The sequence below is a fragment of the Microbacterium panaciterrae genome, from assembly GCF_039541635.1.
Taxonomy (GTDB): domain Bacteria; phylum Actinomycetota; class Actinomycetes; order Actinomycetales; family Microbacteriaceae; genus Microbacterium; species Microbacterium panaciterrae.
Window position 1 is genome coordinate 152907 of the sequence record NZ_BAABGP010000004.1, and the last position, 13904, is coordinate 166810.

Here is a 13904-nt window from a genome sequence, read left to right on the forward strand (position 1 = left end):
GCTGGAAGCCATGGTGATTGACGACCGGGAGCACTCCGAGCGGGACGGCGGCGACGACCTCGCGTCCGGCCTTCTCGAGCGCATCGCAGGAGGCGATCAGAGGGCGTTCGCCGAGCTCTACGACATGCTCTCATCGCGCGTCTTCGGTCTCGTGCTGCGTGTGCTGGTGAACCGCGCGCAGAGCGAGGAGGTGCTTCAGGAGGTGTTCCTGGAGATCTGGCAGACGGCCTCCCGCTTTGACTCCGACCGGGGGCGGGGGAGGACCTGGATCCTGACGATCGCGCACCGGCGGGCGGTGGACCGGGTGCGGGCCTCGCAGTCCAGCGCCGATCGCGACGCGCGCGTCGGAGCGCGCGACCTCGACGTCGCCCATGACAGCGTGGCCGAGCAGGCGGAACTGTCGATCGAAGCCGACCGGGTGGTCGACGCACTGTCCGCCCTTCCGAACGCGCAACGCGAGGCGCTGGTGCTCGCGTACTACGGTGGCTACTCGCAGAGCGAGATAGCCACGCTCACGGGATCGCCACTGGGGACGGTGAAGACCCGGATGAGAGACGGACTCACGCGCCTGCGGGCGCATTGGGGGGTGAACGCATGAACGAGTCGGAATTCGCCGAACTCGCGGCCGGGCACAGCCTCGGCGCGCTGTCTGCCGCGGACGAGCAGCGCTTCCGCGCAGCTCTCGCACAGCGCCCGGACTGGACGGGGATCGTCGACGACGACGCCGACACGGCCGCGCTCCTCGCCGAGAGCGTGCCCGATGTCACGCCTCCCGCAGGGATCCGCGACACACTCCTGGCCCGCATCGCGACGACGGCTCAGGACCCGGACATCGCCGGTGCCGCGACCACGGAGGACGCTTCGGTCGGCGGCGCGCCCGGGAAGGGGTCGAATCGCAGGCCGCGACGGTGGATGTTCGGACTCGCCGCGGGCCTCGTGCTGATCCTCGGGCTCGGCGCGGGCGCATCCGTCGTCATTCCGCAGCTGCTCCGCCCGGCGGCCGTGGTCGCGCTCGATCGGATCGAGAATGCGCCGGACGCGGCGGAGAAGACTGTGACCCTGCCCGAGGGCGGCCGCGCGACGGCGCACTGGTCCGCATCGATGGGCGCCGCGGTGCTGGTGGCGGACGGACTCGGTCCGCTGGATGCGGCCCGGACCTACGAGCTGTGGTTCGTCCGGGGTGCCACTCCGGTGTCGGCGGGACTGTTCGAGGCGGCGAAGGGCACCACGACGGCGCAGCTGAACGGTGTCATGCGCGCCGGTGACGCGATCGCGGTGACGGTCGAGCCCGCGGGGGGATCTCCGACCGGAAAGCCCACGAGCGAGCCGATCATCATCATCCCGACAGCCTGACCTCGCACGGGAACACCTGACGTCCGCTCCCGGCAGGACGGGGATGCACGATCGCGGGATGGATGCAGGACGGATCCGGCGCTGGGCTCCTGCATCCGGCGCGGGTCCCTGCATCCGACACCGCCCTTGAGGAAGAGGCGCGGGCAGGGGAGGATCGGATGCATGGCGATGATCGACGACGCCCGTGCCCTCGCCCTCGCGCTCCCCGGCGTCGAGGAGCGGATCGGCGGGCACACCGGGGAGCCGGCCTGGCGCTGCAACGGCGGCCAGGTCGCGTGGATGCGCGGACCGCGGAAGACGGATCTGGCTCAGCTCGCCGAGCTCGGCCGCAGCTGGCCGGAGGGGCCGGTACTCGCTGTTCGCACGGAGACGACGGCCCTCGCCGAGGAGCTGATCGCGGCGGATCCGGATGTGTTCTTCACCATCCCGCACTTCGCGGGCTACCCCGCCGTCCTGCTGCGCCTCGACGTGATCTCGCCGGACCATCTCGGCGAGGTCATCACCGACGCCTGGCTGCTGCGTGCGCCCAAGACGGTCGCCCGGACCTGGCTGGACGAGCGCGGGCTCGACTGAACGGGTCCCTGCGGAGTAGCATCAGAAATAGCATCATCTGGTGCGATTTGAGATGAGGCACACCATGCGAACGACGGTCACCCTTGACGACGCGCTGGTGGAGCGGGCGACGGAGCTGACGGGCATCACCGAGCGCACCGCGTTGCTGCGATCCGGTCTGGAATCCCTGATCCGGGTGGAAGCAGGGCGACGGCTCGCGGCTCTCGGCGGTTCGGATCCCGCCGCCGCAGCGGCTCCCCGCCGGCGTGACCACGCGGCATGATCCTTGTCGACACGTCGGTCTGGATCGACCACCTGCACCGATCCGATCCGGCTCTCGTGGGCCTGCTCGAGAACGATGATGCCGCCGTCCACGATCTCGTGATCGAAGAACTCGCCCTCGGCTCCCTCGCGCGGCGGGACGCGGTACTGGGTCTTCTCGGCAATCTTCAGCGGCTTCCGGCCCTGCGCCATGACGACATCGGGACCCTCGTCGAACACCACCTTTTGTGGGGACGGGGTCTGAGCGCGGTGGACGTGCATCTGCTCGGCGCGGTGCGTGTCACAACGGGGGCGCGGCTGTGGACCCGGGACAAGCGCCTCATCGTTGCGGCACGCGACACCGTCACGCCCCTGTTCGGCGCGACGGACTGACCTCCCCCGGCCTCAGGCCGGCGGCAGCCTCAGCACAGGCCCCGACTCGCCGAGCGAGACCTCGTCCACGGTCCGCAGCGTGCGCGCGATCTCGTCGACCGCCGACATCACCGTGCCGAACCGCTCCCGGTCGGCGCACACCGCCTGCAGGGTGATGAGGTGCGTGCCCGTGTCCCACGTGTAGGTCGCGAACGGCGGCGGCGACGCCTGGCCAGGGCCGCCCGGCTGCGGCAGCGGCACCACGAGCTTCTCGCCGGATCCCAGATAGGGGTTGCGGAACTCCTCGGTGTCGTCGTACTCCATCGGCATCATCGCCCGCGCGGTGCGCACCTGCGGGGTGAGCTCCTGCGCGCTCGCCATCGCCACGATGAGCTCGGGCTCGGCCTTCCAGGTCCACACCAGCACCCGCCCGTCGGCCTTGCGCATCAGGAACGGCGCGGCCTGGCTGAGCGCCCAGGCGCCGAAGCCGGATCCCGGCCGGGTCCCTGAGCCTGTCGAAGGGGCTCCGACCGCCGCGCCGGCCTGGCCGAGGAGCATCCGGATCGCCGCCTTGCGGTGCCGGCGGCCGCGCAGGCCGAGGGATCCGGTCACGGCGATCCAGCGGGCGGGATCGGCGTCGGCGAGCAGGCGCATGCTCCGATGGTAGAGCCAGAAGGTGGGCGCGAGCCGTGCGTGCACCCGGCGGAGAATTATGTACACCCGCTCTACTATTTGCGTGGGAAAGCGTATACCGTGGGTGTCGAATCCTTCCCGATCGACCCGGAGGCCGATGATGTCCCCCCTTGAAATGAATCGTCGCGCGCTGCTCGGACTACTGGGGGCGGGTGCTCTCGTCACCGTCGCCGGTGGATCCGCGAGCGCTCGCACCCTGCCCGGCAGTCGCGCGACCGCGACCGACGACCCGCTCGCCGCGCTCGTCGAGCGGCGCCGCATCATGCTCGCCGGTGACGGCAGCGCCGTATCCGTCCCCGAGCTCGCGGGCGTGCTGAGCGCCATGAGCGCCACCGCGGCGGCGTCCTGGAACGCGATGGTGCGCCCGGCCGGCTCTCCCGGCATCTGGAGCGATCTGCCCCTCGCCGGAGTCAGCGGCACAGTCCTGTCCGGGAACATGGGCGTCACCTTCAACCGCATCTTCGACCTCGCCCTCGCCCACGCGACGGTCGGCTGCACGCAGTACGGTGACGCCTCACTCGCTGCCGACCTCGTCGACGCGCTCGGGTATCTCAGCGCCAACGTCTACAAGGCGGGCAAGTCCCCGGTCGGCAACTGGTGGTTCTGGGAGATCGGCGTGCCGCGCAAGGCCGCCGACATCGGCATCCTGCTGCAAGACGTCATTCCGGCCGATCTGCGCGCAGCGCTCATGGCCGCCGCGCGTTACTTCACTCCCGATCCGAACTGGCGTGGCCGCGGCACGAGCTTCGCCGAGACCGGTGCGAATCGCACCGACAAGGCCCTCTCCTGCGCGCTGCGCGGGATCCTCGACGCGCGCCCCGACGAGATCGCCCTGGCCCGCGACGCGCTCAGCGACACGGTCGGGGCCGGCCGGAACAGCGTGTTCGGCTACGTCACGAGCGGCGACGGCTTCTACGCCGACGGATCCTTCGTGCAGCACACCTACCTGCCGTACGTGGGCACCTATGGCGTGGTCACGCTGGGTGGCATCGCCGAGATCCTCGGGCTGCTCGGCGGCAGCACCTGGGACGTGACGGATCCGAAGAAGTCGGTGATCCTGGACGCGGTCGAGGCCGCCTACGCGCCGTTCATCTGGAACGGCCGGATGATGGACGCAGTGCGCGGCAGGGCCGTCTCCCGCCAGGCCGAACCGGACTACGTCGACGGCGCGTCCGCGATCACCGCGATCCTGCTGGTCGCTCTGGGGGCGGGTGAGCCGTATCGCAGCCGCTACCTGTCACTCGTGAAGGGGTGGCTCACCCGCTGCACCGACGAGAAGCTGTACGGACTGCCCACGCAGACCGTGGCGAAGTCGCTGCTGGTGACATCGATCCTCGGCGACGACTCGGTGGTGCCCGCCCCCGCTCCCGTTGTCACGAAGGCGTTCGGCGACCAGGACCGTCTGGTGCACCACAGGCCAGGCTTCAGCGCCGTGGTGAACCTCTCCTCGAAGCGGATCGGCCGCTACGAATGGGGAAACCGCGAGAACAACGTCGGCTGGTACCAGGGCGACGGGCTGACCTTCTTCTACAACCCGGCGGATCCGGCACAGTACAGCGCCGACTTCTGGCCCACCGTCGACCCGTACCGGCTGCCGGGCACCACCGTCACCGCCGCCCCACGGGCGAACGGCGCCGCGGACGGCACCGGCATCCCGCGCGCGTTCCAGGCGTTCGGCGGCGGACTCGCGCTCGACGACCGCTGGGGGATCCAGGGCATGGATCACCTCAACTTCGACAAGAGCCTCGGTGCGCGCAAGTCGTGGTTCTTCCTCGACGACAAGGTGGTGTGCCTGGGCGCGGCGATCTCGTCCGCATCCGGTTTCGATGTCTTCACCACGGTCGACAACCGCTCGTTCGCGCCGGGAACCGTGCCGAACGTGCGCACCGACAACCGCAACCGGGCGCTCTCCGCCGCGGACGGCGCCATCACGGTCGCCCGCAACGTGCACATCATGGGGCACGGCGGATACGTCTTCCTCCAGGGCGAGAACGTCTCCGGTGCGATCGACGTGCAGGTCGTGCCACGCTCCGGCGACTGGCGCACGATCAACTCCGGATCCGACACGGGCGGCACGACCGACGTGAAGAGTCGCGACTACGTCACGATCACGCACCATCACGGGACGGATCCCTCCGGCGGGGGCTACGCATACATGGTGCTGCCGAACGTCGCGCATTCGGTGACCTTCACCGAATCGGACGCGCCCACGGTCGAGGTCGTCGCGAACAACGCGCAGGCTCAGGTGATCCGCATCGCCGGCCAGGGGCTCACGCTCGCGAACTTCTTCCAGGCGACGCCGACCGACGCGGCGCCGGCGTGCGGCGTGACGGTGAGCGGGCCGTGCTCGCTCGCCGTGCGGACCGACTCCGGGCGCACGACGGTCGCGCTGTCCGACCCGAGCCGCACCCAGAAGACCGCCCAGGTCGTGCTCGCCGGGTTCCCCGGGTCGACGGTGGTCGAGGCGGACGACGGTGTGCGGGTCGTCGCGACCTCGCCGCTCACGCTCGAGTTCGACCTCGACGGGCACGGGCACGCCAAGAGGGCTGTGCTCGGCGTCTGATCCTCGTCGCCACAGCCCCGTCCCTCCGTCCGAGAACAGACGGAGGGACGGGAGCCTCCGGATCCGCCTCCCCGGGATGTCCAGGGGCCTCGGGTAGAGTGGCGTGCGCCCGATCCAGGCCCCCACCGTGGCGTTCGAGCGGCCATTGCGGCGCTCGGAGCGTCGCGGCCCAGCAAAAGGCAGCAATCACGTGACATCCCCCGGCGATCATCGCCCCTCGGACATCTCTGGCACCTCGCCTGCGCATCGCCCGCTCACGATCGTGATCGGCGCCGACACCTTCTCTCCCGACGTGAACGGCGCCGCGCGCTTCACCGAGCGGCTCGCCGCCGGGCTCGTGCAGCGCGGGCACGACGTGCACGTCGTCGCCCCGAACCAGGCCTACCGCAGGGCGAAGCCGCGCACCGAGGTGATCGAGGGCGAGGCCATGACGCTGCACCGGCTGCCGTCGGTGCGCTGGGCCCCGCACGACTGGCTGCGGTTCGTGTGGCCGTGGCGCTCCAAGCACTACGCACGCGAGGTGCTCGACGCGGTGAAGCCCGACGTCGTGCACATCCAGTCGCACATCATCATCGGGCGTGGCCTCGCCCGCATCGCCCACGATCGCGGCATCCCGGTGATCGCCACGAACCACGTGATGGCCGAGAACATCCTCGATCACACCACGATGCCGAAGTTCATCGACGACATCGTCCTGAAGTTCGCCTGGGCCGACGCGAGCCGCACCCTCGCGCTCACCCGGGCGGTGACGACGCCGACCCGGCGTGCGGCCGACTTCCTGGAACGGACCATCGACGTCGAGGACGTGATCCCGATCAGCTGCGGCATCGACCGCACCCAGTACACGCCCGTCATCGCGCCCCGCGAGCGCAACCGCATCGTGTTCGTGGGCCGGCTCACGGCAGAGAAGCAGGTCGAGGTCATCCTCAGGGCGATGACGAAGCTCGATCCCGCCCTCGACGTGAGCTTCGACATCGTCGGCGGCGGAGATCAGCGCAAGCAGCTGGAGAACCTCTCGCACGAGCTCGGGCTGCAGGATCGCGTCACCTTCCACGGGCGGGTGACCGACGTGCAGCTTCGGGCGATCCTCAGCCGCGCGTCGCTGTTCGTGATCGCGTCGATCGCCGAGCTGCAGTCCATCGCCACGATGGAGGCGATGGCCTCGGCGCTGCCGATCGTCGCCGCCGATGCCGTGGCGCTGCCGCACCTGGTGCACGACGGCGAGAACGGCTACCTGTTCGAGCCGGGCAACGTCAACGAGCTCGCGGCGCGCCTCACCGACGTGCTGACGGCGGATCCTGCCGAATACGAGCGGATGCAGCGCGCCTCGCTCGACGGCGTCGCCGTGCACGACATCAACCGCACGCTCGACACCTTCGAGGCGCTGTACCGCGACGAACCCCTGCCCGAGTAGCCCGGATGCACATCGTCTTCTTCGCCGATCAGCACCCCGGATCGCTGGGCGGCGCGCAGGTCTCGATGCGCCTGCAGCGCAAGTACCTGGAGCGGGCGGGGCACACGGTCACGATCGTGGCGCCGCGGATGCACTCGGATCGCGGCCATGCCGCTGACTCGATCGCGTCGGATCCCGGCTACCTCGACCTGCCCTCGATCCCGATCACCGCCGATCGCGAATATTCGATGACCTGGCCGGGCCGGCGCACCGACCGCTTCCTCGACCGCGCGCTCACCCGGCGTCCGCCGGTCGATCTGGTGCATGTGCAGGCCGACTTCTGGGGCGCCTTCATCGGGCACCGCTTCGCGCACCGGCACGGGATCCCCGCGGTGCACACCATGCACAATCGGGTCGATGTCGGGATCGCCGCGGTCACGCCGTTGCACCGCCCGGTGCTCGGCGCGCTGAACCTGTGGCGGCGTGCGGCGCTGCGCGAGGTCGGGGAGCAGCCGCGCGGCGCCGACGGCTGGGCATATCTGGCCGGCATCGCCGCGGAATCCCGCGCCGTGACCGCGCCGTCGGGGCATTTCGCACGCCGGCTCGAGGAGCACGGCGTCTTCGGATCCGTCGACGTGATCTGGAACGGCATCGACGACGAGGTGCGCGCAGAGGTGCTCGCGGCGGCCCCGGACTCGCGTCCGCCCGGCCGGCCGCGCTTCATCTGGCTGGGCCGGATGAGCCCGGAGAAGCGGCTGCTGCCGTTCCTGGAGGCGCTCGTGGCGAGCGACGTCGACGCCGACGTGGAGATCGTCGGCGGCGGGGCCGAGCAGCGCGCGGCCGAGCGCATCGCCGCGCGCGCGGGACGGCCCGGCATCCACTTCGTCGGGCGGATCGGATACGCTGACGTGCTGGCCAGGATCGCTGCCGCAGACGCGGTGGTGCAGACCTCGATCGGGTTCGAGACGCAGGGGATGACGCCGTTCGAGGCCGCCACGCTCGGCACGCCGACGATCGTGAGCGACCCGGATATCGCCGCGGAGCTGCGCGGCGGGCTGTGGGCGGTGCCGTCCGCGCCCGATGACGAGACCCGGATCGCGGCGCTCGCCGAGACCCTGCGGATCGCCGCCGCCGACATCGCGGCCGGGAGTGCCCCCGAGCCGGATCCGCAGGTCGCCGCCGACTTCCGGCAGTCCTCGCGCACCGCGGCGATGCTCGAGGTTTACGAGCGGGCGCTCACCGGCTGAGCCGGGGCGAACGCGGGTCCGTCCGCGCGGCGCGTGGGCCCTGGAGGGACTCGAGGCGATGTAGACCGTTCCCGCGGCGGGCATCGACATGGGCCGTGCTGCCCGTGTCAATCAGACGATGAGCGCCGCCGCCAGCGCGTCTTCGACGTCTCCGCGGGAGACCGCCGGAGCCTCGGTACGCATGGATCCGAACGTCCGCGGATCCCACTCCAGCCCCAGCGCGGCGTTGGCTCCCGTGAGCACCGCGACGAGACGGTCGACGGGACCGAACGCGACCATCCCGCTGAGCAGGCGCGCGCCGCGCACACCGCGCTGCGAGGTGCCGACGAGCTTCACGGCGCCGCGGGCGTTGATGCTGTACTCGCCGGGGCAGTACTCGCCCGGCACCTCGCCCAGCCGCGCATCGACGCCGAGCCCGCGCAGGGCGTCGACGATCGTCCTGCCGGCCTGCGCGAACAGGGCGGTGGGGTCGGCATGCGCCTCTTCGCGCTCGACGAGGTCGAAGACGAGGCAGGTCTCGTCGTAGGCGGCGGCGCGGCCGCCGGTCGGGCGGGTCGCGGGCGTGAACCCGAGGCGCTCCGCTGTCGCCACGGCGACGTCGTAGCCCGGCATCAGGCTCTCCCGCCGGGTCAGAGCGAGCGTCGGCGCCGGCGTGTACAGGCGAAGCAGCCGCTGAGGGCCCGCTCCGGACGCGACCTGACGCAGCAGCGCGACCGATCGCTCGAGGTCGTCCGCGCCGGGGGATGCCTGCCGGATCACGTCCCCGGGGAGCGGGACGAGGCGATCGGAGGAAGCCGCCGGGATCGTCACTCTCGTCACGCCCAGTGCGCGGGTGAGGGGAGCCCGTGGTAGCGCACGTCGATGCCCTCCGCGCCGACCGAGGCCGTGCAGTAGAGCAGCGACTGCGTCGGGTAGCCGTGCGGGCGGTTGTCGCGGATGATCGCGCGGTCGTCGGCCGGATCCAGTTCCGCGGTCGTCGCGAGCAGCCGGATCCAGGACTGCGGCCAGTCCTCATCCTGCATCGGGTGCGCGCGGAACTCGGGCAGCCAGCGCGCGATACGTGCGGTGCCGGGATCGTCGAGATCGGTGTGCGCGATCATGTGCACGCCGGGCGGCACATCCAGCTCGCGCAGCTCGTCGCCGTCCCAGGAGAGCACGCGGGCGCGGCCGGGGGACACCTCCAGCAGATTGAAGCCGTGCATGGGCAGCGGCGCGGACGGCGGCCTCCCGGCCACGGACTCCAGCGCGAGCGACCCGCGCGAGACGACGCTCTGTTCGGGCAGGTCGAGCACGTCGGCGCGGTTGAGCAGCACCGCCAGGCGCCGTGAGGACGGATCGGCTGCGAGCCACGCCCCGCCCGCGCGACGGTCGCGGATCCCGGAGACACCCGGGCGATCCGGCCACCACTCGCCCAGCGCGTCCCACTCGCGCAGCGGATCCTCATCCCGGACCGCGAGCAGCCGTGTCTCCGCCTCGCCCACCTCGATCACGACCGTGCACACAGGGTCAGTCTAGGAGCGCGCCGGATGGTGGCGGGTCCGTGTTCGCGCCGTTGTGCAGGGAGGCTCGGCCGTTGTGCAGGGCGCGCCACCGCGCAGCGCCGGTCTCGGGCCCGAAACAGGGCCAACCGCGGGCATCAGCCCTGCAGAACGGCGCGGGGTCCCTGCACATCGGCCTCGGGGCGGGCTGCGGTCGAGCTGCCAATGGCAGAATCGAGGGATGGACATCGTGGTGGGGGTCTCGGGCGGCATCGCGGCGTACAAGTCGGTGCAGCTGGTGCGGCTCCTGATCAAGGCGGGACACGACGTCACGGTCGTCCCCACCGACGACGCGCTGCGCTTCGTCGGGACGCCGACCTGGGAGGCGATCAGCCGCAACCCGGTCACCACGAGCGTGCACGACGACGTGGCGCGCGTGCGGCACGTCGCGCTCGGGCAGGGGGCGGATCTCGTGGTGGTCGCGCCCGCCACCGCGAACACGATCGCGCGGATGGCTGCGGGGATCGCCGACAACCTGCTCGGCACCACGCTGCTGGCCACCACCGCACCGGTGCTCATCGCCCCCGCCATGCACGCGGAGATGTGGGCGCACCCGGCCACCCAGGCGAACATCCGCACGCTCGCCGAGCGGCGCGTGCATCTGATCGGCCCCGACGACGGCGAACTCGCCGGCGGCGACAGCGGCCCGGGTCGGATGAGCGAACCCGAGGCGATCGCCGAGGCGGCCCTGCGTCTGCTCGCGCCCCAGGACCTCGCCGGCATCCGCGTCGCCGTGTCGGCCGGCGGCACGCGCGAGCCGATCGATCCGGTGCGCTACCTCGGCAACCGCTCCAGCGGGCGACAGGGCGCGGCGCTCGCGCGCGAGGCCGCCGAGCGTGGCGCCGAGGTCGACCTCGTCGTCGCCAACGTCTCCCGCGAGGTGCGCGCGGAGGCGCGGCATCCGCGGATCCGGATCCGTCCCGTCGAGACCGCCGCCGAGCTCGCCACCGCGATGAAGGAGTCCGCCGCCACCGCCGAGGTCGTGGTGATGGCCGCCGCCGTCGCCGACTACCGGCCCGCGCAGGCCGCCGCGCACAAGCTCACCAAGGAGGAGGGGATCCTGGAGCGCATCGAGCTCGTGGAGAACGAGGACGTGCTGGCGGCGCTCGCCGCCGCCCGTGCGGCGGGGCGCGCGCCGGAGGGGCAGGTCCTGGTCGGGTTCGCGGCGGAGACCGAGACGTCCGTCGAGGGCCGGCGCGAGCGCGCCCGCCGCAAGCGCGAGCGCAAGGGCGTCGACCTGCTCGCGGTGAACCTGGCCGACGCCGCGCACGGCTTCGAGAAGCACGACAACGCGGTGGAGGTGATCGGGCGTGACGGCGAGGTGCTCGCCGCGGTCTCCGGTACGAAGCGCGCCGTCGCCGCCGCGGTGTGGGACGCCGTCGCGGGCCTGCGCCCCTGATCCCTCTCTCGCCGACGGGACGGCATCGACCCGCGCGGAGTACACTTTTCATATTGCAATAATCAAGTTCCACGGAATGGAAGACAATGAACGCTCCTCTGCCCACCACCGGCTCGCGCGAGATCGCGCCGGAGCTGGCGCGCTCCTGGCTGCTGGTCGCGGCCACGCGGCCGGAGACGTTCGACGAGGCCGCGCGCTCGCACGCCGACGCCGTGGTGCTCGATGTGGAGGATGCGGTCGACGCGAGCCACAAGGACTCCGCGCGCGAGGACGTCGTGCGCTGGCTGCACGGCGCCGGCCCGGACGGTGAGCCCCACCGCGCCTGGGTGCGCATCAACGACGCCACGAGCGAGCACTGGTCCCCGGATCTCGACGGGCTGCGCGATGCGCCCGGCCTGCAGGGCGTGATGCTCGCGAAGACCGAGTGGGGCGGGCAGGTCATGGACACGTTCAACCGCCTGGGCGCCAGGGTGCCGGTGGTGGCGCTCGTCGAGTCCGCCGTGGGCATCGAGAACGCGACCGAGATCGCCCGCGCCAAGGGGGCGTTCCGTCTCGCCTTCGGCAGCGGCGACTTCCGCCGCGACACCGGCATGTCCGCCGATCGCGAGGCCATGGCCTATCCGCGGGCGCGCCTGGTGATCTCCAGCCGCGCGGGCGGCCTGCCGGGTCCAATCGACGGCCCGACGGTCGGATCCAGTCACCCGATCCTGCGGGAGCAGTCCGCGATCACGGTCTCGATGGGCATGACCGGCAAGCTCTGCCTGCAGGCCGACCAGACCCCCGTCGTGAACGAGGTCATCAGCCCCACCCGCACCGACGTCGAGTGGGCCTACGAGTTCCTCGAGGACTTCGATGCGCGCGGACGCATCGTGCGCGACGGCAGCGACCTGCCCCGCCTCGGCCGCGCGCGCAAGATCATGCAGCTCGCCGAGGCGTTCGGCGTGCTCCCCGCGCCGCGCTGACACTTCCCTTCCCATCCGAAACGGAGACATCATGACCACTCGCCTCGCCCCCGGAGACACCGCCCCCGAGTTCGCGCTCGAGGATGCGGACGGCGTCCGCACCACCCTCGACGACTACCGCGGCAAGAACGTCGTGGTGTACTTCTATCCGAAGGCGGCCACGCCCGGGTGCACGACCGAGGCCTGCGACTTCCGCGACAACCTGTCGTCGCTGGCCGCCTCGGGCTACGCGGTGATCGGCATCTCGCCCGACGAGGTCGCCGACATCCGCTCGTTCTCCGACGCGGAGGGGCTGACCTTCCCGCTGCTCGCCGACACCGACACCGCCACGGCACGCGCCTGGGGCGTCTGGGGCGAGAAGACCGTCGGCGACCGCACCTTCGACGGCGTCATCCGCTCCACCTTCGTGCTGGACGGCGACGGCGTCGTGCAGCGCGCGGAGTACGGCGTCGAGGCCACGGGCCACGTCGCCCGCCTGCGCGCCGAACTCGGCGTCTGAGCGCCGGCGGATCTCCCCGCCACCTCGCGTCGTCCCCGTCAGCGGAGCCCCCAGGGTGCGCTGACGGGGACGACTCGCTTGTGGGGGTTGACAACGGGGGATCCGTTCCGCAGACTGGTTACACATGCTGAAATAACAGTTCCGGAATACGGAAAGAGGATCCCTTCGGTAGGATCCGCCGTATCGCTTACACGCCGGATGCCAGCATGGCTTGAGGATCGAAGATGTTGCTCGAGGAGTTCAACTCCGCAGGTCGCGGTGCTGCCGCGTCCGTCGTGAAGCCCGCGCTGGACATCCCCCGCTGGATCGACGCGATCCTCGACGGCCGTCCCTACGCCTCGCTCGCCGCGCTCTCCGCCGCCGCGCTCACCGCCGCCGCGCCGCTGACCGAGGCCGAGCTCGACGCGGCGCTCGCGCACCACCCGCGGATCGGCGCGAAGGTCGACGGCACCAGCGCCGAGGCCGCGCACTCGCGCCGCGAGCAGCCGAGCGTCGACGAGGTCGCGGCCGCCGCCCTCGCCGCCGGCAACCGGGCCTACGAGGAGCGCTTCGACCGCGTCTACCTCGTCCGCGCCGCCGGCCGCAGCGCCGACGAGATCCTGGCCCTGCTGCACGAGCGGCTCGGGCACACCCTCGAGCAGGAGCTCGCCGTCGTCGACCAGCAGCTGCGCGAGATCGCAGCGCTCCGCCTGAAAGCGGCCATCGAGATTGAAGGAGCACACGCATGAGCGTCTCCCACGTGACCACCCACATCCTGGACACATCGATCGGGCGCCCCGCGCCCGGCGTCGCCGTCGTACTCGAGGCCCGAGTCGGCGACGGATGGTCGGGGATCGGTACGGGCCTCACCGATGCTGACGGGCGGGTGAAAGCGCTCGGCCCGGAGCGGCTGGAGAGCGGTGCCTACCGCCTCCGGTTCGACACCGCGGCCTACTTCGCCGGCATCGACACGGACGCCTTCTTCCCGGAGGTGGTGCTGACCTTCCTGGTCGACGCCGCGCAGGAGCACTATCACGTGCCGCTGCTGCTCAGTCCGTTCGCGTATTCCACCTACCGAGGAAGCTAAGAGGGA

Annotated in this window: 16 protein-coding genes; 13 read left to right on the forward strand and 3 right to left on the reverse strand. The window is 71.4% G+C overall.

Annotated features, from left to right (window positions below; genetic code table 11):
* Positions 1-10 precede the first annotated feature (10 nt).
* The 5 genes from sigK to ABD882_RS03105 all read left to right on the forward strand — a co-directional run bounded on the left by sigK (position 11) and on the right by ABD882_RS03105 (position 2559).
* Positions 11-598 carry an ECF RNA polymerase sigma factor SigK gene (sigK, locus tag ABD882_RS03085; RefSeq protein ID WP_345184238.1) on the forward strand — a complete coding sequence of 196 codons (588 nt, stop codon included), beginning with the start codon at positions 11-13 and terminating at the stop codon, positions 596-598.
* Complete coding sequence (locus ABD882_RS03090; RefSeq protein WP_345184240.1) at positions 595-1353, forward strand: anti-sigma factor; 759 nt, start codon at positions 595-597, stop codon at positions 1351-1353. Before sigK ends, ABD882_RS03090 begins: the two co-directional genes overlap by 4 nt.
* 162 nt (positions 1354-1515) lie before the next feature.
* On the forward strand, positions 1516-1926 hold the full coding sequence (locus tag ABD882_RS03095) for an MmcQ/YjbR family DNA-binding protein (protein WP_345184243.1): 411 nt from the start codon (positions 1516-1518) through the stop codon (positions 1924-1926).
* A gap of 64 nt (positions 1927-1990) precedes the next feature.
* On the forward strand, positions 1991-2188 hold the full coding sequence (locus tag ABD882_RS03100; RefSeq protein ID WP_345184244.1) for a type II toxin-antitoxin system VapB family antitoxin: 198 nt from the start codon (positions 1991-1993) through the stop codon (positions 2186-2188).
* On the forward strand, positions 2185-2559 hold the full coding sequence (locus ABD882_RS03105) for a type II toxin-antitoxin system VapC family toxin (RefSeq protein ID WP_345184247.1): 375 nt from the start codon (positions 2185-2187) through the stop codon (positions 2557-2559). Before ABD882_RS03100 ends, ABD882_RS03105 begins: the two co-directional genes overlap by 4 nt.
* A 12-nt stretch (positions 2560-2571) precedes the next feature.
* Here the strand turns inward: ABD882_RS03105 and ABD882_RS03110 are convergent, their stop codons facing one another.
* Positions 2572-3192, reverse strand: a complete 621-nt coding sequence (locus tag ABD882_RS03110; RefSeq protein WP_345184249.1) for a hypothetical protein — start codon at positions 3190-3192, stop codon at positions 2572-2574.
* A gap of 154 nt (positions 3193-3346) precedes the next feature.
* Here ABD882_RS03110 and ABD882_RS03115 point away from each other — a divergent pair, with 154 nt between their 5' ends.
* The 3 genes from ABD882_RS03115 (at position 3347) to ABD882_RS03125 (ending at position 8434) form a co-directional block, all read left to right on the forward strand.
* Positions 3347-5794, forward strand: a complete 2448-nt coding sequence (locus ABD882_RS03115) for a polysaccharide lyase 8 family protein (protein WP_345184251.1) — start codon at positions 3347-3349, stop codon at positions 5792-5794.
* A gap of 190 nt (positions 5795-5984) precedes the next feature.
* Positions 5985-7208, forward strand: coding sequence for a glycosyltransferase (locus ABD882_RS03120; protein ID WP_345184253.1), 1224 nt, complete (start codon positions 5985-5987; stop codon positions 7206-7208).
* A gap of 5 nt (positions 7209-7213) precedes the next feature.
* A complete protein-coding gene (locus ABD882_RS03125; protein WP_345184257.1) occupies positions 7214-8434 on the forward strand; it encodes a glycosyltransferase family 4 protein in 1221 nt (406 codons plus the stop codon).
* A gap of 111 nt (positions 8435-8545) precedes the next feature.
* On the opposite strand, the gene ABD882_RS03130 is transcribed toward ABD882_RS03125, so the two are convergent.
* Together ABD882_RS03130 and ABD882_RS03135 are read right to left on the reverse strand one after the other, a co-directional pair.
* Positions 8546-9244 carry a lipoate--protein ligase family protein gene (locus ABD882_RS03130; RefSeq protein ID WP_345184259.1) on the reverse strand — a complete coding sequence of 233 codons (699 nt, stop codon included), beginning with the start codon at positions 9242-9244 and terminating at the stop codon, positions 8546-8548.
* 5 nt (positions 9245-9249) lie between these two features.
* Positions 9250-9936, reverse strand: a complete 687-nt coding sequence (locus tag ABD882_RS03135; RefSeq protein WP_345184261.1) for an NRDE family protein — start codon at positions 9934-9936, stop codon at positions 9250-9252.
* A 217-nt stretch (positions 9937-10153) separates the two neighbouring features.
* Here ABD882_RS03135 and coaBC point away from each other — a divergent pair, with 217 nt between their 5' ends.
* The 5 genes from coaBC to uraH all read left to right on the forward strand — a co-directional run bounded on the left by coaBC (position 10154) and on the right by uraH (position 13898).
* Positions 10154-11371, forward strand: coding sequence for a bifunctional phosphopantothenoylcysteine decarboxylase/phosphopantothenate--cysteine ligase CoaBC (gene coaBC, locus ABD882_RS03140; RefSeq protein ID WP_345184263.1), 1218 nt, complete (start codon positions 10154-10156; stop codon positions 11369-11371).
* 86 nt (positions 11372-11457) lie between these two features.
* The gene (locus ABD882_RS03145; protein WP_345184265.1) at positions 11458-12333 is read left to right on the forward strand and encodes an HpcH/HpaI aldolase/citrate lyase family protein; all 876 of its coding nucleotides are present in this window, start codon (positions 11458-11460) and stop codon (positions 12331-12333) included.
* A gap of 31 nt (positions 12334-12364) precedes the next feature.
* Complete coding sequence (bcp, locus tag ABD882_RS03150; protein WP_345184266.1) at positions 12365-12832, forward strand: thioredoxin-dependent thiol peroxidase; 468 nt, start codon at positions 12365-12367, stop codon at positions 12830-12832.
* 224 nt (positions 12833-13056) lie between these two features.
* Entirely contained in the window at positions 13057-13560 is a 504-nt protein-coding gene (uraD, locus tag ABD882_RS03155; protein ID WP_345184268.1) for a 2-oxo-4-hydroxy-4-carboxy-5-ureidoimidazoline decarboxylase, read from the forward strand.
* A complete protein-coding gene (gene uraH / locus ABD882_RS03160) occupies positions 13557-13898 on the forward strand; it encodes a hydroxyisourate hydrolase (RefSeq protein WP_345184270.1) in 342 nt (113 codons plus the stop codon). Before uraD ends, uraH begins: the two co-directional genes overlap by 4 nt.
* The last annotated feature ends 6 nt before the right edge of the window (positions 13899-13904 follow it).